The 19,034-nt window shown below is 64.1% G+C and carries 20 protein-coding genes; 8 read left to right on the plus strand and 12 right to left on the minus strand.

The genetic code is table 11. The features are described from left to right. Positions 1-124: 124 nt before the first annotated feature. Entirely contained in the window at positions 125-514 is a 390-nt protein-coding gene (locus tag QRN45_RS18295; protein ID WP_078108751.1) for a hypothetical protein, read from the plus strand. A gap of 13 nt (positions 515-527) precedes the next feature. On the opposite strand, the gene QRN45_RS18300 is transcribed toward QRN45_RS18295, so the two are convergent. Continuing rightward, positions 528-971: a universal stress protein gene (locus QRN45_RS18300; RefSeq protein WP_241707814.1), complete on the minus strand. Its 444-nt coding sequence runs from the start codon at positions 969-971 to the stop codon at positions 528-530. A 208-nt stretch (positions 972-1,179) separates the two neighbouring features. On the opposite strand from QRN45_RS18300, the gene QRN45_RS18305 reads away from it, so the two are divergent. Then, positions 1,180-1,437, plus strand: coding sequence for a mycoredoxin (locus tag QRN45_RS18305; protein ID WP_059389319.1), 258 nt, complete (start codon positions 1,180-1,182; stop codon positions 1,435-1,437). 34 nt (positions 1,438-1,471) lie between these two features. On the opposite strand, the gene QRN45_RS18310 is transcribed toward QRN45_RS18305, so the two are convergent. The 5 genes from QRN45_RS18310 to QRN45_RS18330 form a co-directional block, all read right to left on the minus strand. Further along, positions 1,472-3,772, minus strand: coding sequence for an FdhF/YdeP family oxidoreductase (locus QRN45_RS18310; protein ID WP_241707815.1), 2,301 nt, complete (start codon positions 3,770-3,772; stop codon positions 1,472-1,474). Between the two features lie 29 nt (positions 3,773-3,801). Continuing rightward, a complete protein-coding gene (locus QRN45_RS18315; RefSeq protein WP_241707816.1) occupies positions 3,802-4,578 on the minus strand; it encodes a lipoate--protein ligase family protein in 777 nt (258 codons plus the stop codon). Beyond that, complete coding sequence (locus QRN45_RS18320) at positions 4,578-5,381, minus strand: thioesterase family protein (protein ID WP_241707817.1); 804 nt, start codon at positions 5,379-5,381, stop codon at positions 4,578-4,580. The genes QRN45_RS18315 and QRN45_RS18320 overlap by 1 nt, the downstream gene beginning before the upstream one ends. A 32-nt stretch (positions 5,382-5,413) precedes the next feature. Beyond that, complete coding sequence (locus QRN45_RS18325; protein ID WP_241707818.1) at positions 5,414-5,902, minus strand: DedA family protein; 489 nt, start codon at positions 5,900-5,902, stop codon at positions 5,414-5,416. 69 nt (positions 5,903-5,971) lie between these two features. After that, complete coding sequence (locus QRN45_RS18330; RefSeq protein ID WP_241707819.1) at positions 5,972-6,166, minus strand: DUF1918 domain-containing protein; 195 nt, start codon at positions 6,164-6,166, stop codon at positions 5,972-5,974. A 220-nt stretch (positions 6,167-6,386) separates the two neighbouring features. On the opposite strand from QRN45_RS18330, the gene QRN45_RS20960 reads away from it, so the two are divergent. Then, positions 6,387-7,859: a polysaccharide deacetylase family protein gene (locus tag QRN45_RS20960; RefSeq protein WP_308196774.1), complete on the plus strand. Its 1,473-nt coding sequence runs from the start codon at positions 6,387-6,389 to the stop codon at positions 7,857-7,859. Here QRN45_RS20960 and QRN45_RS18345 read toward each other — a convergent pair. After that, positions 7,856-8,527, minus strand: coding sequence for a DNA alkylation repair protein (locus QRN45_RS18345; RefSeq protein WP_241707820.1), 672 nt, complete (start codon positions 8,525-8,527; stop codon positions 7,856-7,858). The genes QRN45_RS20960 and QRN45_RS18345 overlap by 4 nt on opposite strands. 29 nt (positions 8,528-8,556) lie before the next feature. Then, positions 8,557-9,531 carry a dienelactone hydrolase family protein gene (locus QRN45_RS18350; RefSeq protein ID WP_241707821.1) on the minus strand — a complete coding sequence of 325 codons (975 nt, stop codon included), beginning with the start codon at positions 9,529-9,531 and terminating at the stop codon, positions 8,557-8,559. 103 nt (positions 9,532-9,634) lie between these two features. Here QRN45_RS18350 and QRN45_RS18355 point away from each other — a divergent pair, with 103 nt between their 5' ends. The 5 genes from QRN45_RS18355 to QRN45_RS18375 all read left to right on the plus strand — a co-directional run bounded on the left by QRN45_RS18355 (position 9,635) and on the right by QRN45_RS18375 (position 15,356). After that, positions 9,635-10,525, plus strand: a complete 891-nt coding sequence (locus tag QRN45_RS18355; protein ID WP_241707822.1) for a ribonuclease Z — start codon at positions 9,635-9,637, stop codon at positions 10,523-10,525. 697 nt (positions 10,526-11,222) lie between these two features. Beyond that, positions 11,223-12,002 carry a PDDEXK nuclease domain-containing protein gene (locus QRN45_RS18360; RefSeq protein ID WP_284764230.1) on the plus strand — a complete coding sequence of 260 codons (780 nt, stop codon included), beginning with the start codon at positions 11,223-11,225 and terminating at the stop codon, positions 12,000-12,002. A gap of 272 nt (positions 12,003-12,274) precedes the next feature. Then, complete coding sequence (locus tag QRN45_RS18365; protein WP_284764231.1) at positions 12,275-13,396, plus strand: tyrosine-type recombinase/integrase; 1,122 nt, start codon at positions 12,275-12,277, stop codon at positions 13,394-13,396. Next, positions 13,393-14,328, plus strand: a complete 936-nt coding sequence (locus QRN45_RS18370; RefSeq protein WP_284764232.1) for a tyrosine-type recombinase/integrase — start codon at positions 13,393-13,395, stop codon at positions 14,326-14,328. The genes QRN45_RS18365 and QRN45_RS18370 overlap by 4 nt, the downstream gene beginning before the upstream one ends. Continuing rightward, complete coding sequence (locus QRN45_RS18375; RefSeq protein ID WP_234749275.1) at positions 14,325-15,356, plus strand: tyrosine-type recombinase/integrase; 1,032 nt, start codon at positions 14,325-14,327, stop codon at positions 15,354-15,356. The genes QRN45_RS18370 and QRN45_RS18375 overlap by 4 nt, the downstream gene beginning before the upstream one ends. Before the next feature lie 57 nt (positions 15,357-15,413). On the opposite strand, the gene QRN45_RS18380 is transcribed toward QRN45_RS18375, so the two are convergent. From QRN45_RS18380 to QRN45_RS18395, 4 genes are all read right to left on the minus strand, one after another. Beyond that, the gene (locus QRN45_RS18380) at positions 15,414-16,172 is read right to left on the minus strand and encodes a PDDEXK nuclease domain-containing protein (protein WP_284764233.1); all 759 of its coding nucleotides are present in this window, start codon (positions 16,170-16,172) and stop codon (positions 15,414-15,416) included. A gap of 318 nt (positions 16,173-16,490) precedes the next feature. Continuing rightward, entirely contained in the window at positions 16,491-17,474 is a 984-nt protein-coding gene (locus tag QRN45_RS18385) for a M48 family metalloprotease (RefSeq protein ID WP_284764234.1), read from the minus strand. Positions 17,475-17,617: 143 nt separating this feature from the next. Next, positions 17,618-18,310 carry a hypothetical protein gene (locus QRN45_RS18390; RefSeq protein WP_284764235.1) on the minus strand — a complete coding sequence of 231 codons (693 nt, stop codon included), beginning with the start codon at positions 18,308-18,310 and terminating at the stop codon, positions 17,618-17,620. After that, on the minus strand, positions 18,307-19,034 hold a 728-nt coding region (locus tag QRN45_RS18395), incomplete at its 5' end, for a type IV secretory system conjugative DNA transfer family protein (RefSeq protein ID WP_284764236.1). The genes QRN45_RS18390 and QRN45_RS18395, both read right to left, overlap by 4 nt.

Genomic DNA, 19,034 nt, shown 5'->3' on the forward strand with positions numbered 1-19,034 from the left:
ACCCCTTCCGGCTGGTCAGGGCGGATTCCGCGCGTGGGCTCGATCAGATCCGGCCGGCCGCCACGCTCTGACAAAAGCCGAATCAGGGGTGGACGGCGGAGGTCGCACAGAGCAGGATTGAGCCATGAGCATCCATGAGGCACTTCTGAAGCAGGCCAGCATTACCGCCACGGAAGCCACGCTCGTGGCGAAGTTCGAGATCGAGGGCAACATCCCGGGTTCCGGCGCCTTTGTCGTAGGGCTGGTCGCGGCGACTCCGGACTATTCCTCTCAACGAAGACTGGGCATCGAGTTCATGAACGGGGAGGCGATTGCCTTCTTCTCGTTTAACCACGACCTCAGCGCCGAGGAGAACTACGACCTCAAGGGTGTTGAGCACTCGGGGAACACCATTACGGGCCATTTCCCCCTCTCGGCGATCAACGGCCTTGGCAAGGGGCATGTGATGACGGCCTTCAGTGAAGCCGACGGCCGCGAGTTCCAGTCAGGCGTGGCTGTCGAAGAGTCGCTCTAGGATCATCCCGGGTTCAACCCTCCTCGGGGGCACGGACAACCAGGACGGGGCAGTGGGCGTGGGCCACGCAGGCAGAGCTGACCGAGCCGAGCAACAGCCCGGCGAATCCTCCATGGCCCCGCCGGCCAACAACAACCATGTCGGCATCCCTGCTGGCGTCGATGAGCAAGTCCCGGGGTGGACCGCAGAGGAGGCGCGACGTAACGTCTTCAGGGACAACCGGGCCAAACGCCCGTGACAGCGATTCCTCAAGTATTCCCTGGGCCTCCTTCTCGTAATCCTCGACGCCCATGGCTACATATCCTCCGTAGACCTGCGGGAACGACCAGCACGCCATGGCAACGACCTGCGCCCCCAACGGCACCGCTATGTTTCGGGCCTTCTTGAGGGCCTCAATTGAAGCGCGAGATCCGTCAACACCAACAACGATCTTGCCCGTGAATGCTTCCTGGTCCATGGCGTACTCCTGCCGGAAGGGGAACCTCTGGTTCTTGAAGCCTGACGGCGAACCGAGCTGTCTTGCAGGGCCAAAAGTCACATTTCGCGGCAGAATGCTTATTCCATCCGCTCCCTTGAGTGTCATGTGACACATGCGCACGAAGGAATACCGCCTGCCGGGTTACCGTTGACGCGAGTAGTTCGTCACAACAACGACAGGAGAATCCGTGGACTTCACTCCCGAATCCGGCACCATCACTATGTTCTCGACCACTTGGTGCGGTTATTGCAACCGTCTCAAGAAGCAGCTGGACGCCAAGGGCATCGGCTACAACGAGATCAACATCGAAGAGGTTGAGGGCACGGCCGAACTCGTGGAGAAGCTGAACGGCGGCAACCAGACCGTCCCCACGGTCCTTTTCCCGGACGGTACCGCGGCCACCAACCCATCCGCAGCCGAGGTCGAAGCGCGCCTCGCCGCCTGAACCCCGCCTTGCCGCCTTAATCCCGATTAGGGAGTCATCCGGGTGGCGCAGCCGGTTCCAGGCGCACCACGACGGACTTGGACGCGGGAGTGTTGCTGCCTTCGGCGGTCGAATCCAGCGGTACCAGGACGTTCGCTTCCGGGTAGTAGGCAGTCACGCAACCGCGCGCCGTCGGGTACGCGATGAGCCGCAACTGCCGCAGTACCCTGTCCACGCCGTCGTCGGCTTCACTGTGCACGTCCACATAGCCACCATCGGCAAGGCCCAGATCAGCCAGGTCGTCACGATGGGCGAAAAGCACCATGCGGCCCTTCTTCACGCCCCGGTAGCGGTCGTTCATGCTGTAGGTGGTTGTGTTGAACTGATCGTGGGAGCGCACTGTCTGGAGCAGCAAACGCCCCTCGGGGAGATGGATGGTCTCAAGGTCGTTGACCGTGAACATTGCTTTCCCGGTGGCGGTGGGAAACTTCCTCTCGTCCCGCGGGCCGTGGGCCAGGACGAAACCGTCACGGCTCCGGGCCTTCTGGTTGAAGTTCTCAAAGCCCGGCACCACATGGGAAATGTGTTCGCGCACGGTGTCGTAGTCCGCCTCGAAGCCGTGCCAATCAACCGGGACCTTATCGCCGAGTACCGTGCCGGCCATGCGGCACACGATCGCCACCTCGGACAAGACTTTGTCCGAAATCGGCTCCAGCCTTCCCGCCGAACGGTGAACCGCGCAGACCGTGTCTTCGACGGTGACGAACTGCTCGCCGCTGGCCTGACGGTCTATTTCCGTGCGGCCCATGGTCGGCAGGATCATCGCTTGTTCCCCCACTACGGCGTGGGAGCGGTTGAGCTTCGTGGAAATCTGGACGGACAACCGGGTCTTGCGGACTGCTGACTCGGCCGCTGTGGTGTCGGACATGGCATGCACGAGGTTTCCACCGAGCGCGACGAGCACCTTGATCCGGCCGTCCCGCATGCCGCGGATGCTGTCCACGGAATCCAGGCCCGGGTGCCGGGGCGGGTCAAAGCCGAATTCCTGCTGCAGGGCGTTGAGGAACGGTTCCGGCATCTTCTCCCAAATGCCCATGGTCCGGTCCCCCTGGACGTTGCTGTGTCCACGGATCGGCGACGGACCTGCGCCGGGTTTGCCGATGTTCCCGCGGAGCAGGAGCAGGTTGACGATCTCCTTGATGGTCATCACGGCCTTCTTGTGCTGGGTCAGGCCCATGGCCCACGTGATGATGACCTTCTCGGCACGCAGGTAGCGGGAGGCAAGCTCGTCGATTTCCTCCGTCCTCAGGCCCGTCGCGGCGAGGACCTCCTGCTCGTCCAGATGGTCGATATGGGCTCGGAACTCTTCGAGTCCTTGGCAGTGCTTCTCGATGAACGCGTGATCCAGGACGGCCCCCGGCGCCGCCTTCTCCGCGTCCAGCACCCGCTTGGACACTGCTTGGAGCAACGCCATGTCTCCTGCGAGGCGTATCTGCAGGAACTGGTCTGCCAAATCCGTTCCTTTGCCTACCAGTCCACGGGGACGTTGCGGGTTCTTGAAGTTGATGAGTCCGGCTTCCGGCAGCGGGTTCACCGCCACGATGCTGGCGCCGGCAAGCTTTGCCTCTTCCAATGCGGTGAGCATCCGGGGATGGCAGGTCCCCGGGTTCTGGCCCATGATGATGATCAAATCCGCCTTGGCAAAGTCCGTGTACGTTACGGCAGACTTGCCCACGCCGAGCGTCTCCCCGAGGGCCAGCCCGGTGGACTCGTGGCACATATTCGAGCAATCGGGGAGGTTGTTGGTCCCGAACGCCCGGACGAAGAGCTGGTAGACGAACGCGGCTTCGTTGCTCGTCCGTCCGCTCGTATAGAAGGTTGCCTCGTCGGGCGATTCCAGGTCGTTTAGTTCGCGGGCAATAATCCGGAACGCATTGTCCCAACTGATGGGCCGGTAGTGGCTCGCCCCTGCGGGTTTGTAGACGGGTTCCACGAGCCTGCCCTGCTGTCCCAGCCAGTACTCTGAACGTTCGGCGAGGGAGTCGACGTCGTTCTCGTCCCAGAAAGTGGACGGAACTTTGAGCGGATCGGCCTCCCACCCGACGGCCTTCGCGCCGTTCTCACAGAACTCGGCCACCTTCCGCTCCGGAGGATCCGGCCACGCGCAGCTCATGCAGTCGAAGCCATCCTTCTGGTTCATGGCCAGCAAGGACTTCCAGGCACGGGACGGCCCCATGTCGCTCAACGCACGGGGCAAGGAGTCCACCAGGCTCGGCAATCCCGCGGCGGACCGCTTCGGCGGACCGACGGTGAGGTCCGCATCGGAATCATGGACGACGGACGGTTTCTTGTCCATTGTTCAAGCGTAGTCCCGGCCTTTGTGGCCTACAACGGCGTGCTGGTGCTCGTCACAGGAAGCAGGTCCTGGAAATCGCCGTCGACGAGCCGGGCGTATTCCGAGTAAGCCGCGACGACGGCGTCTTCCACCGTGGGTACGTCCAGCTGGGGCAAGAGGTCGTTGGCGGCGCCGGCTGTGGCGGGGTCCCACTCGAGGCCAAGGGCTTCATAGCTGGCCGTGAGGACTTCGCGGATGGGCGCCGAATTCTCGACGACGATCACCGAGCTGAACAGCCATCCCCCGGAGACCACCCTCTGGGCGGTGCCGACCAGCTTGATCTGGTGGGTTGGAAAATCCGGGTCCAGGCCGTGGACGCTGAACTCACCCGGGCAGTATTCGCCGGGGATCTCGCCGACGGCGGCCTGCACGCCGACGCGGCGGAGCGCACCCGCGAGGAGCTCGCCAAAGAAGGAGAAACGGGACTTCGCCCCGGCAATCGCGTCGGCGTGCGGCTCCACATGGTCGATCACCAAGGTGCCCCGGTGGTAGGCCGCTGCCCGGCCACCCGCCTTGCGGATCAAGGGTTCGAAGCCCAGGTCCCGGCAAGCCTCGGACGCGGCCTGGAATCCCGGCAGCTTGGCGTCGCGTTGCCCGAACGCCACGGTAGGGCGGGGCCGGTACAACCTCAGTGTTGGTCCCAGCAGCCCCCTGCGGGCACGGTTGAGGAGCTCGATTCCGAAGTCAAGGTCATCAGCGACGCCGAGTGATTCTTCCTGGCGCACCACCGTCAGCGTGCGCAATGGCCGGGCGGCGTCCTCCACCATCAGCTCTTCCTCAGCGTCAGGATCTGCTCGGCACGGCCGAAGGGGCCGCTGATGTCGTGAAGCACCGTGGACGTCAGGCCGATGCCGTCATTGCCAAAGGAGACCATGTTGTCCAGTCCCAGCCATTCCCCTGCGGGTTCACGGTACATGTGGATCTGCAGGTCAAGGTTGGGGAAGATATAGCTGTTCTTACCGGGCGAAACGCGGGCGGCGATGCCGTTGGCTGTGTCAACGAGTCCAACGAGCCTCGCGAGATCGCGGCTGTCCGCAGCATCGGTGAGCGGATGCTCTGTGCGGATCCAGACTTTGCCCGAACCGGCCCGGTGCCCTTCCGCTATCCGCATCTCCAGGGACCGGATGTAGCCACCCGGCCACACGCTCGCCCCGTCCCACGGCTTGCATTCGTCCGGGGCCGGCATGGCGACGTCCTCTATCGCGGCCACCGCACTCGTGTCGCTGGTGGCCATGCGCCAGGCGGTGGCCCGGATAGCCACGCGTCCAGCCGCCGAGAGTTCCGCCTGGATCAGTTCAATTGTCCTGCCGGGGCGGAGCGTCGTCGTAGTGATGTCGAATTCGCCGCCCGGGATCAACCCCAGGATTTCGTAGCTGAGGCGGGCCATCCGGACGTCGTCGCGCGGCTCGTGTCGGAGCAGGGCATCGGCCATGATGCCCGATGCGGGCGCCATGTGCTGCTCATGCGGATTCCACGCGCCCTGGGCGTGGATGGTCGAGCGGAACCGCCCGTTCCCGAGCGATTCGTAGTAGAAACCGCCTTCCGCAAGGTCCGGAAGCTCAATACTCAACGCCTGCCCTTTCGCCGGTCCGGTAATGGAACTCAGACCACTGTATCTTCTGGCGCCACGGCCGTCCGACGTCGGCGCCACATGACCAGGCCGGCTGCAAGTCCGGCGAGCGAGAGAACCAGGAGAACAGCTGCCAGCGGGGAGGCCGCTAGGACAGCGAGCCAAGCATCGATCGCCGCGAGACCAATAGTCGCGTAGACGAAGGCCCAGATGCCGGAGCCCACTATCGCCGCAGGGAGATACCGGCTGAGTGGCATTCTCGCAGCCCCCGCAGCAAAGTTGACGGCCGTTTGGAGTCCGATGGTGAGGAAGGTCAGTACGACGGCGTAGGGGCCGAAGCGCTGTATCAACGCCTGCGCTTTGCTTGCTTTGGGGCGATGCAGAGCGCGTGCGAAACGCGTGCGTTCCATTCCCGCCGCTGCGCCGCGGCCGATCCAGTATGTCGCGTTGACCCGGACCATCACCCCAGCGAACAGCGCCGCAAGTGCCACCTCAAAGGGCAGGTCGAGGATCTGGTCCACGCGCGCCCCCCGGTCTCTTCAGCAGCTAAGTCCTACCTTAGCTCAAGGCGGAAGACGGCCGTTTCTCGGTTAGGACCTGCCGCCTGTGCGATCGATCGTGAAATCACCACCTGGATAAAGGATGGTCTCGTGGCCGTCGTCGAAACGCACGAAGTACGGCGGCGCACCATTTGCTCCGCGGACTTCGATAATCTCGCCATGCCGGTCCGATGCCCCGACCGTCCTGCCATGAATGATGATCCGATCTCCCTGGGCTGCTTCCACAGGAACCACCTCCCAGCATTCAGAGTACGAGTGTTGGGCCGTCGTGGGAACAGGCTTGAGACGGCCGGCCGACGCGGCCGTGCCTGCCCGGCCCCACTCCCCGGAACCTTGGAGCAAGCTGTGAATTCGGATTTTGATTGTTTTCGTGTTCAACCTGCGCGAGCGAAGGCGTACCCTACATTCATACGCCACCTGGGGGCCCTCGTCTCGTGGAGGAGCCATGCGCAGCTTGGATCAGCGTTTCAGGAAGCACGGCCCGCGAGCGGCCGGAATTCGCCGGATAGGCAACCCCGAAAAGTACAAGCGGATCGTGGCCGTCCTGGGCGCCCTCCTGCTCACGGCGGGAGCCCTCACCGGAGTCGCCGCTCCCGCCCGGGCGGCAGCCCAGACCATCGTGAGTTTGACCTTCGACGACGGCAACGGCAACCAGCTTGCCGCCGAGCAGGTGTTGAAAGCCCACGGCCTGGTGGGAACCTTCTTCATCACCACCAGCTGGATCGGCACCCCGGGGTACCTCACGCAGACCGACCTGCATACCATCGCGGGCGACGGTAACGAGATCGGGGGCCACACGGTTACCCACCCGGATCTCACCACGCTCACCTCGGCAGCCGCCAGCGCCGAGATCTGCAACGGCAAGTCGACGCTCGAAAGCTGGGGATTCCAGGTGAACAACTTCGCCTATCCTTTTGCCGCCGAGAACGCGTCCGTTCAATCTGATGTGAAGAACTGTGGATTTGCCAGCGGCCGCGGGCTCGGCGACATCCGTTCACCCGCGAGCTGCCCAAGCTGCCCGTTCGCTGAGACCCTTCCTCCGGCAAACCCCCTGGTCACCAAGGCCCCGGACGAAGTCGACAGCACCTGGACCCTGCAGAATCTGGAGGACCTGGTCACTAACGCCGAAAGCACCGGAGGGTGGCTGGAACTGACTTTCCACCACATCGCAGTGGGCACTGATCCGACCCTGACCATCAGCCCAACGCTCTTTGACACGTTCGTCACCTGGTTGGCCGCACGGACTGCCAACGGGACCACATCGGTCCGGACCGTCGCCCAGGCGTTGGGGCAGTCCACCACCCCGCCACCACCGCCACCGCCACCGGCGTCGAGCCCCTTCACGGATGTCCCCAGCAACTACACGTACATCACCGAAATCACGTGGCTCGCAACCCAAGGCATTTCGACCGGCTGGGTCGAAGCAAACGGGACCAGGACCTACCACCCCCTGGATCCCGTGAACCGCGACGCGATGGCGGCCTTCATGTACCGGCTGGCGGGCAGCCCGGCCTTCTCGCCCCCGGCCGTTTCTCCGTTCGCCGACATGACGACGCAAACCCCGTTCTACAAGGAAATCACGTGGCTCTCGACGCAGGGCATCTCTACCGGCTGGGACGAAGGAAACGGCATCAGGACGTACCGCCCGCTGCAGCCCGTGAACCGGGATGCCATGGCGGCCTTCATGTATCGGCTCGCAGGCAGCCCGGCCTACGCGGCCCCGGCCGCCTCACCGTTCACTGACGTGACACCACAGACTCCGTTCTACAAGGAAATCAACTGGCTCTCGACCACGGGAATCTCCACCGGGTGGACAGAGTCGAACAGCACCAGGACGTATCGGCCGGTCACCGCCGTCGCGCGGGATGCCATGGCAGCATTCATGTACCGCTACAACACCAGTTTCCCGAGAAGCTAAGCGGAATTCCCCCCGGAGCTCACCGCGGTAAACCGCAGATCGGGCCGGCGCTTGGCAATCCCGTCCAGAACAGTGGAGACCGCGTCCCGGACCACCGCAGCGTCACCGCCCGTATCGCGAACGGCGTCGAGCGCTACGGCGGCGTGCCGTAGGAACGCGTCCCAATCGCCTCCGCCGGCACGGAGTGCCCTCCATGGCGACATCAGGGCGGCGCGGCGAAGCCATTCGTCTGGTTCCTGCGCCCACCGGTCCAGCACGCCGTCAGCGCGCGACCTTAGCTGCCCTTCCAGCCCGGCGATCAACGGCCCGATCACGTCGACCGCCAGCGGATCGACCAATTCGCGGAGCCTTCCTTCGCGGATAAAACCCTCAAGCCTGGTCAGATCGGTATTGATCAGGAGCTGGACGTTTGACTGCAACAGGACGATTGCCGCGAGCCTTCGTTCGAAGACGGGAACCTCCCACAATTCCGAGCTCAAGGCGGTGACTTCGTCGTGCTCGAGTGCCGGGTACTTGCGGAGGGCGTCGCGGACTGTCCCGCGGACGGCACCCACGGAGGAGCCGTAATAACGGTGGCCTCCTCCGAGCCGGCTCTGCATGTCTTCCGCGCGGATCCAGGAGCTTTCACGGCGTAAAGCCTCATCGATGAACTCGCCAGCGTCACTCATGCGAAACATTCTTCCGCAATAGCGTGCGTTCAGACGTACTCGCCAAACCAGGCCAGCATGTCCCGCCACGCAGCGGTCGCTTGCGCTTCGTTGTACCGCTCGCTGGTGTCGTTGTGGAATGCATGGTCGACGCCGGGATAGACAGTGAGCTTGTGGCGCACATCGGTGGCAGCCAGGGCATCCCGAAGGGCAGGCATCGCGCCGGTGATGCGCTGGTCGAGTTCGGCATAGACGCCAAAGACGGCAGGTTTGATGGATGGGACTTTATCGAGATCGGGGGCGGGTCCATAGAAGGCGGCAGTGGCTTTCAGCCTCGGTATTTCCGTCGCGCATTGCCAGGTGATGCCGCCGCCAAAACAATAGCCGTTCATCGCGATCCGCTCTCCGTCAACGTCATCCAGCGACCGGAGATAGTCGAAACCCGCCGAGAAGTCGGAGACGTGGCGTTCAGCTCCGGCCCGGGTCAGGGCTCCGGGTACGGCGTCGGGATCCAGGCTCGATGTGCCTCCTTCCCTGCTGAGGAGATCCGGGGCCAAGGCAACGTATCCGGCGTGCGCGAAACGCCGCGCTATGTCCTGGATATGCGGTGTCAGTCCACGGTTCTCGTGGCAAACCAGCACCGCCGGCCCAGCGCCGGCCGTGTCGGGCCGCGCAAGGTAGGCGCTGATTTCGGTTTCGCCTGCCGGGAACCGGACCATGGCCGCCTCCAATCCGGGCGCGCCCTCGGGAACGGAAAGAGGGCTCTTCGCTCCAGGCACGGCCCCGGCCATCGCCGTGGTAACCGGCCGGACGGACGATGCGTCCGGTGCTGGCATGGGATCACCGCTTCGCGGGACCTCCTCCGGAGTGCATCCGAGCTGCAGCATCGTCGAGGACGCGGCAGCCATGCTCCCGGTGATGAATGCGAGCCGACGGACGAATGCCCGCTGCGACATGTCTCCCGAGCGGTAATCGTCGAAGAATTCCTCGACCAAGTACTTTTCAAATTTCCCGAGCTGGATCATGGAAGGCCTCCTGGGTCTGCCGCATATCTTCCTCCCAAGGCTGGCGACCGGCAAGGGCAGCAAACGATGGGGAAAGCAGCCCGGCAGTGAGAGACTCGGATCCATGCGCGAATTCGTGGTCCTCGGCACCGCTTCCCAGGTCCCCACCCGGACCCGCAACCACAACGGATATGTGCTCCACTGGGACGGGGAGGGCCTGCTCTTCGACCCTGGAGAAGGCACCCAGCGCCAAATGATCCAGGCGGGTGTCTCGGCCCGCCAGATCACCCGTATCTGCATCACCCATGTCCACGGCGACCACTGCCTGGGGCTTCCAGGGGTGCTTTCCCGCATGGCCCTAGACCGGGTTCCTCATCCGGTCCACTTGCACTATCCCGCATCCGGCGAGGACATGATCCGTGCGCTCGTTGCCGTGGCCTCCCCCGGCGCCGACCTTCGCCTGCATCCGCATGGCGGCGCAGGAGCCGTCGCCCCGGGACTGGAGGTACGCCCGCTCTTGCACCGGATCGAGACTTACGGCTACAGGGTTGCAGAACGCGACGGTCGCAGCCTTCTTCCGGACCGGCTGGCGGCGGCCGGGATTGCCGGTCCGGACATCAGCCTCCTCCAGCAGGACGGGAAACTGGGCGGGGTGCGCTTGGAGGATGTGAGCGTGCCGAGGCCCGGGCAGAGCTTTGCTTTCGTCATGGACACGGCGCCATGCGCCGGTGCTGAGGAACTCGCCGAGGGCGTCGATCTTCTCGTCGCGGAGTCCACTTTCAGCGACGACGACGGCGAGCTCGCCGCCCAATACCGTCACCTGACGGCGGGCCAATCGGGCGCATTGGCTGCCACCGCCCACGCTGGCATGCTCATCCTCACCCACTTCTCGTCGCGCTATACCGACGTCGGCCTGCTCGCGGAGCAAGCCCGCGCGCGGTCGGGAGGAATTCCGGTGCTCGCGGCGAACGACTTGGACCGGATTCCCTTTCCAAAACGGCAGCGGTGGCCATAGCTGGTGAGGGTGGTATTGCCGAGGTTCCGGACCTAAAACGAGTACACGCCACTCGTTTCAGATCGTAGGAAAAGACGGTTGAATATATGTAGGAACAGATTCGGCACTTCGACAGCTACCGGCCCTGACGGGTCCGGAAAAGACGGGGCCGACGGCGGGAGGGCCCCTGGAGCCCGGGGCTCGGGGCTCTCTACCCCAGACGCCGCCGGCCCCCCGGTCTGTGCTGTTCTGACTTGGTTGGGGGCGTCGGCTTTTACTTTGTGGCTGGCTGCCTGGTAGCCGGCCGGAAATGTCGGTGCCCGCACTGAAGATGCCTGCGTGTTGATCTTTCCTATCAGAAAAGCCCGGCCCGCCGCTGCCGTCCCGCGCGGCCGGATCGGCTACGACATCTCTGCTGAGCGGCTCCTGCTCCACACGATTCAGCCGAGGGAAGTGCTTGAGGCCCTCCTGTCGACTGGCGTCCATGTTCCGCACAACTCATTGGTCGATCCGTTTCATGAGGACGCCTATGACTGGATGCGCCGGCAGATGGCAGCCCGGCTGACCACCCAGGGTAACGGGGCCGTCTGGAGCTCTTGGCCCATCCCCCGGGCCCATCCCCCGGGCTCCTGTCCTGGGCCAATGTCCTGGAGAAAGTGTCAGTGCCCGCCGATAGGTTCACCTTGAAATGATTGCCGAGAAAAGGATCCGCCCCGGTATGTCCGCACCAGCTTCGTTTGAATCAACGCCCGCGAAATCCGTCATGCCTGCTTGGTACCCGGAGCTGCTGGCTTCGGTGTCACGTCAGATCCATTCCGGCAGGTCCAGGGCAGTCTCAGCCGCCAACCGGGAGATGCTCCTTTCCTACTGGGCCATTGGTAAGCAACTGGCCGAGCGGGAGTCCGCGGAGGGGTGGGGCAGCAAAGTGGTCACGCGGCTCTCGGCAGACATCCGGTCGGCCTTCCCTGAGGCGAAGGGCTTCTCACCACGAAACCTCCGGTACATGAAGTCTTTTGCAGAGGCTTGGCCGGACTTCCCAATGTTGCAACAGTCTGTTGCAACATTGCCGTGGGGCCACAACGTCATCCTGCTCGACAAACTGGCGGACCAAGCTGACAGGGTCTGGTACGCCGACCAGGCCCTGGCGGAAGGCTGGTCGCGAAGCGTCTTGGCAGTCCAGATCGAAACCCGGCTTCACGAACGCTCCGGCAAGGCGATCACCAACTTCAAGGCGACCATGCCGCCGTCGGACTCTGATCTTGCCCAACAGTCGTTCAAAGACCCCTATGTCTTCGATTTCGTCGCCATGAGTGGCAAGCGGGACGAGCGCGACCTTGAAAACCAGTTGATCCGGCACGTTGAGAAGTTCCTCTTGGAACTTGGCCAAGGCTTCGCGTTCGTGGGCCGGCAGGTAAGGCTCACCATCAGCAGCGACGAGTTCTTCACGGATTGTTCCGATTCTCGGATTATTCGGATTGCTGCGAGGGCAGGCCCTTGACCTCGACAGTCTCCCGTGTGGGTCGGAATAATCCTGTCCTGCTTCGAGGCTAAGCGCGGGCGACTTGGTCCCGGGCGTTTCCTGTCCATCGAAGGGGTTTCCTGTGCATCGTGGTGGGATCGCGGCCCATTCGGAGTGGCCGCGACCGTCCGATGGAGGTCCGGGTCATGGAGAAGGGGTTATCAACGCTTGCTGAGGGCGTGCTGGCGGAAACCGCGAGTATCGGCTTAGCGGATGAGTCGGTCAGGTACTACCGAAGCTGCTGTCACGCTGTGATTAGGTTCTGCGACGGCCGAGGGATCGATCGGCTGACAGAACAGGCCGTGGAGGCGTTCCTGGCGGCCATCGACGAGCGGGAGCGCCGTGGGGAGATCGGTCCTGCGATGCGGTCGGCGCTGGAGAAGACAGCCAGGATGATGCTGCAGTTTCAGGAGACCGGGGTCGTTGTCTGGCGGCGGCGCAGACCGGCGTCCGGCCTGAGCACGACTGGGGAGTCGGTCCTCATTGCCTTCGCCGAGTCGCTGCGCGGCGAGCTGGCGTCGAGCTCGGCACGCCTGGCGGTCTGCGAGGCGCGCCAGTTCCTGCGCTACCTGGACAGCGCCGGCCGCACTCTCGGAGCGGCGACGCTTGATGATGTCCGTGGCTTCCTCGTCGCGGTCGGGCCCCGTCACACATCGGGCATGGGCAACACCGTGTGGGCCATCAAGCGGTTCTTCGGGTTCGCCAACCAGCAGGGCAGCTCGGAGCTGAAGGTCCAGGCCATGCTGGCAAGGGTCGGGCCGCGTCGGGCACGGGCGCTGCCCTGTTTCACGCCCGAGGAGACCGGCCGGATCCTCGCCGTGATCGAGACTGGCTCCCCGCGCGGGAAAAGGGACTACGCGATGGTCCGGTTGGCGTTGTCTACCGGGCTGCGCTGCGGCGACATCGTCTCGCTACGGCTTAACCAGATCGACTGGCGTCGGGATGAGATCCACTTGGTCCAGCACAAGACGTCAGCACCGCTGACACTGCCGCTGTCGGCAGAAGCTGGCAACGCGATAGCCGACTGGCTCCTGCATGGCAGACCAGTGTGCGAGACGCCTGAGGTCTTCGTCCGTGTCTACGCCCCGTTCGTGAAGCTGAGCGGCCCGACCGGGGCGCTGATCATGAATCGGTGGCTCCACAAAGCCGGAGTGTCCCACCAGGCCCACGACGGCAAGACCTTCCACGCCCTGCGGCGCACGACGGGCACTCGTCTGGTCGAGTCCGGTGCCGAGCTGGAGCTGGCCGCACAGGTACTTGGCCACGGCCAGCTCGCCTCCTCGAGGCGCTACATTGCCCTGGCAGATGAGTCGCTGCGGGAGTGCTGTCTGCCTCTGGACCGCTTCGTTCCAACCATGGAGGGCCTGCGATGAGCGCGGCATTCAGCAGCAACTTCGCGGCGCACATCGAGGCGATGCTCGAATGGCGAGTCGGTCTGGGCTACGCGAAGACCTTGGTCTATCCGATGAAGAGCTTCGACCGGTTCTGTGTGACCCGTCGGCCCGGCGAGACGATTCTGTCGCGGGAGCTGGTGACGGCCTGGTGCGAGGAAGGCACACGGACCGAATGGCCTGCCTACAAGGCCCACGCGATCCGCGAGTTCGGCAAGTACCTGAAGATAGTCGACGTTGAGGCGTTCGTGCTGCCTGCCGAGTGGATCAGCCACCACGCAAGGAGCCTGCCCCACATCTTCACCGACGAGGAGCTAACCAACTTTTTCTCGGCAGCCGACTCGATCACTGCCTGCTCGGCCAGCCCGTTTCGCGAGTACACCATCCCTGTGGTGTTCCGGCTGATGCTGGGCTGTGGGTTACGGCCGCAGGAAGCCCGGCGGCTGCACCGCCGCAACGTCGATCTCGACAAGGCGATCGTGATGATCGAACAGACCAAGTACAACAAGGACCGCCGCGTCCCGATCGACGCCGGCATGGCCGCCCTGCTTGCCCGCTTCGACGATCTGGCGAACCTGCGCCGCCCCGGCCGGGAGTTCTTCTTCGAGGACCACCCCGGACAGCCCTACCCGGGCCGCTGGCTGACAGCCTCCTACCACCGTTGCCGCGCCATGGCTGGAGACTTAGCACCCGGCTCCACGCCCTACACGCTGCGGCACAACTATGCCACCCGCACCCTGACGCGCTGGGTTGAGGAAGGCCGCGACCTCAACGTGTGGCTGCCGTATCTGTCGGCCTACATGGGCCACGAGACCTACTCCGCAACCGCCTACTACATACATCTGCTGCCCGAGCGTCTGTCCGCAACCGGGCTGACCGGCACGGCAGGAATCATCCCGGAGGTGACGCCATGACCACGCCAACCGACAGTTTCTACCGGCACCTGCGCGAGTGGTTCACCGTGTTCCTGCCCCGACAACGCGGCGCCAGCCCCCGCACCATCACCTCCTGTCGTCACACCTGGAACATGCTCCTGGCCCACCTCGCCGATACCCGTCAGGTTCCACTCAGCCAGATCACCTTCACGATCCTCGACCGTGCCTGCGTCATCGGTTTCCTCGACCACATGAGGACGACGCGCGGCTGGACGGCGACGACCTACAACCAGCGACTGGCCTGCATCCGCTCCTTCTTCAGATACGCCGCCACCGCTGAGCCGACACTGGCCATGCACCTTGCCGACCTCAACGGCATCCCCCAACTGAAGACCCCGGCCACACCGACCGTTCGCTACATGACGACCACCGCTATCACCGCTCTCCTGGCGTCCCCCGACGCCAGCACCAAGACCGGCCTTCGGGACCAGTTCTTCATGATCCTCATGTATGACCTGGCCGCCCGCGACGCCGAGATGCTCGCCCTGACCCTCGGCGACATTGACACCAAACGGCTCACCGTCGACCTGATCGGGAAAGGATCCAAACCCCGCCGTCTGCCCATCAACACCGAGACCGCCGCCCACTGTCGCCGCTACACCGCGGCCTTCCACGCCGACTTCGACCCTGGACAGCCGCTGTTCTACACGATCCACAGGCACCGCAAGACGTCCATGTCCGACGACAACGTTGCCAGGTTCCTCCGTCAGCACGCCGCCAAGGCCCGTGAAAGCTGCCCCGAAATCCCCGAGAAGGTCCACCCGCACATGCTGCGCCACTCCCGCGCCATGCAGCTTTACCAAGCAGGCATGCCGCTGGCGCTGCTCACCGAATGGCTCGGTCACGCTGACCCCGAGACCACGCTCATCTACGCACACGCCGACACTGAAATGAAACGTCAAGCCCTCGCCAAAGCCACCAGCGGAATCAGCACCAGTCCGCCAGCCGTGCCCATCTGGCACAACCACGAGGACATCATCCAGCGACTATGCGGACTCACCGACTGAGGCGTTATCCCGACAACCGCGGGAACCGGCGCAGCCCTTCCCCAGGTCACGCGCCCTTCAGGCGGCCACACCAACCGTCCTCGGAATAATCCGAGAATCGGAACAATCGACATAGTAGTCGTCACCGTCGACGTCGAAATGCACTTGCCGGCCGACGAAGGAAAAGCCTGGGCCGAGCTCCCGGAGGGTTTCGGTGATTCTGCTGGTCAGGGCATTTTCGAGCTCGCGTTCGGCGACTTCACCGGACAGGCCCAGGAACTCAAAGTTGTACGGGTCCTTTGCCATTTGCTGTGCCAGTTCGGAATCCGGTGCGGCGAGCTGGCTGGTGAAGTTCGATGGTGCCGCGCCGTTGCGTTCCATCGAACGGCTCATCATCATGTTCAGCAGCACGTTCCGGGACCAGCCGTACTGGACGGCGGCGCCGGCGTACCAGTCGCGCTCCTCGGCCGTTCCGGACTTGTCCAAAATCGTCCTGATATGGCCCCACGGCAAATGTGCCACAAGCTGTGGCACATTTGCTTGCCCGCCCCAGGCCCGCACCATCGCGGTCATGTATTGCAGGTTGCGCGCAGAGAGCCCTTTCATATCCGGAAAGGCCAGACGCAGGTCCGCAGCGAGCTGATTAATGACCCCGCTCCCCCACCCATGCTGGTCCTGGCGGGCCAGGATGTCCTTTCCAAGTGACCAGTAGAGTTCAATGACCAGCGTGTTGACGGTCCGCTGTGCTTGGACCCTGGCGCCACGGACACGGCTCTTCAGCGAATCCAACAGCTCCGCGTAGTCTGCCGGCAGGTCGATCTCTGAAGAGAAATTCATGACTCCACCCTATCGATCTCAAATTGTGCCACAGCCTGTGGCACAATTGAGAGTTGATTCTCAATTGCCAGTAGGTTGACCCCAATGCCGCCCATCCCGAGGCCAGCGGCGCCAGGCTCAACAGCGCAGACCTTGCAGCATCTTCATGCACTCTCATCGGCTGATTTGGAGATTGATCAACCTAAAAAGGTCGATATTTGTACTCGGAAGTGACTACACAGTTGTTCTCCTTCAGTGTTGGTTTGGGTTGTCTATCTGTCCGGCGGTGAGAGTTTCGGTGGTCACGGCGGGTCTGCCACGGCGCGTGTCGTGGCAGTGCTACAAGGTGCGGGCGAGTCGCTTTTCGATCTTCCGGATCCGGGCATGCAGTGGAGGGTGCGAGGCCAGGTACAGGGCACGCAGGCCGCGGGGGCGGTGGTCGTCGAAGCCGAGGTACTGCCAGTCCCGCAAGACGTCGACCAACGCGGGACCATAGCCCAGTTGGACAGCGGTCCGGTCGGCCCGGTACTCGGCCTGACGGTTCATCACCGGGGCCAGGATCCAGGCCAGGGCCAGGAGCGCGACGGCGGGCCAGGACGTCTCCCACGCCCAGAGGATGCCGCGTCCGATGCTGATCAACACGAACAGATACACGCTGCCGATGCAGAGGTACCCGACGAGGGCAACCAGGGCATTGAGGTAGGAAATGAACCGCAGAATGGCCAGTGCGATGCGCAGCACCAGCCGGGCCAGGCGCCGAATCCAGTACAGGGGCCGGCTGAACCACCAGGCCAACAGGCTCGGGTAGGTGTGCCCGTTCAGGTGGTGACCGAGCTCATGGGCGAGGACCGCGCCCAGATGATCCCCGCTGTATCGCAACGCGCCCCGGGTGACCGAGACGATGCTTCCGCCCGCGGCGCTGGCGTTCAGATCGTCCGTGTCCTGGATCCAAAGCCGGAACTTTGCCCGGTCGCCGATTCCGGCCCGCATCAGGACCTCATGCCAGGAGTACTCCAGGTGGCGCAGCTCGGCGAGGACCGGCGGCCTGAACAGAAAGAAGGACTGGGCGAGAAAGGACTGCAGGAACGGCGCGAACCACACGAACCCGAGGAGGAACCACAGCGCAGCGGCCCCGAACGGCGCCCACTGCGTCCACGCCGGCTTGGTGGGGACATATCCCAGGACCAGGGAAATCACCACGACGACGATTCCCAGACCCACCAGCAGGGAGGGTACCATGGCCACCAGCTGCACCAGTACCGTCCAGTCGACGCCGCGGCGCCCGCGTTTCACCGCCGCCGATGTTCCGGAGCTGTTGTTCATGTTCATCCTGGCCCCCAATAAGCCGCTTGGTTTCGTCATCCCGCCGTGACCGGCACCCTAGTACCCTGTACCGACCGAGTACCCGGTACCGACATTGCTTTTTCCGTGGTCAGCCACCTGGGTGGTGTTCATGATGGTTCCTTTTACTCTTCCTGTCCGAGTGCGTTGAGGAATTCGTCGAATCCGTTGTCGGTGGAGGGTGTCTGCTGGGGGCGGGGGTTTTTGTGGCCGTTGATGCAGTTCACCATCCCCCATTGCCTTTTGGTGATCCGGTCGAAGGTGGGCCAGAGGATCCGCTCGTGCCAGTACGCCGGGGCATCCAACGGAGTCGTGTGGCCGTAGTAGGCGGCACGCCAGGCGACCCAGACGCCGGTGAGTTCTTCCACGACGGACCCGTGCCGGTACCAGCAGCCGGGGATCCTTGAATCGGCCGCGACGCCGTACCGGTCGTTGTACCAGTCCACCCATTCGCGCAGCTCGGTCAGGAGTTTCGCCGCGGCGGAACCGTTGAGGTGCTTCCAGTTCCACGGGGCCGGCTTGCCCTTGGGCGGGTTCGCCAGCAGGTCCGCCACAACCCCGGCGAGTTCGTTGACGTCCGTACGGAGAACGCCGATCCGCCCGTCGTGCTCCAGGAGCAGTTCTTCCGGGGACGGGAGCACCCCGTCAGCGTCGACGCCCGCCGGACCGTCCTCCGCAGGAACATGGTCCGGCGGGGTTCCCGGCCCTGAGCCCGGGCCTTCGTCGTCAAACGGCGGTGTCGTCTCTTCCGGTGCAGTCTCTCCCGGTGCCGGTTCGTCATCTGGCAGCGGAGCGCCGTCGTACGGGTCCTGACTCACGCGCTGATCCTTCCGGTCATCCGCTCGACGGCCTTGCGGTCCTGGGCGATCTGCTCACCGTCGGGCCGGTCCCAGTACGGGATCAGGTCAACGACGGCGGGCCGGAGGTTGGAGTAATGCATGAACCCCTGGCCCCTGTCGAGCTGTTGGATCTGGTGGGCCAGGATCACCGGACGCTCTTCCTCGCTGATGGTCGTGGACGTGCCCGTGCGGCCCCTGGACGTGGACGTACGGGTCTTCGTGGTGGGGCCGGCCGCTTTGGCAATGGATTCGAGCTCGTCGATTTCTTCCAGGCCGGGAAGGAACATCCGGATCGAGGAGGTGCCGCGGATGGCCTTGGCGCCTTCGACGCCCCAGCGCGCCCGGTTCTGTGCGAAGGACTGGCTGAAGCCGACGATCCGGATCCCGCGGCCGCCGGAGTCTGAAAGCGCCGCTGCCATCTTCGGGAACGCGGCCACGTTCGGCGCTTCGTCCAGGACCATGGTGAACACCGGCCAGAGCCGGCCACCGGCACGGCCCTGGGAGATCTTCTGGGCCTTGCGGAAGATGTGGTCGGCGAACATGGTCACGAGCGGGGCCACCGGGGAGTCTTCCCCGTCGGTGACCAGGTGCAGGGTGTTCGGGCCGGCAAGGAACGTTTCCACGTCGAACCCTTCACCCTGTTCGGGGGTGAGGAAGCGCAGCGCCTTGGGCGAGGACAACGGCTCCAGCAGCCCGGCCAGGG

It is taken from the genome of Arthrobacter sp. efr-133-R2A-63, assembly GCF_030209795.1.
In the GTDB taxonomy this organism is placed as follows: domain Bacteria; phylum Actinomycetota; class Actinomycetes; order Actinomycetales; family Micrococcaceae; genus Arthrobacter; species Arthrobacter bambusae_A.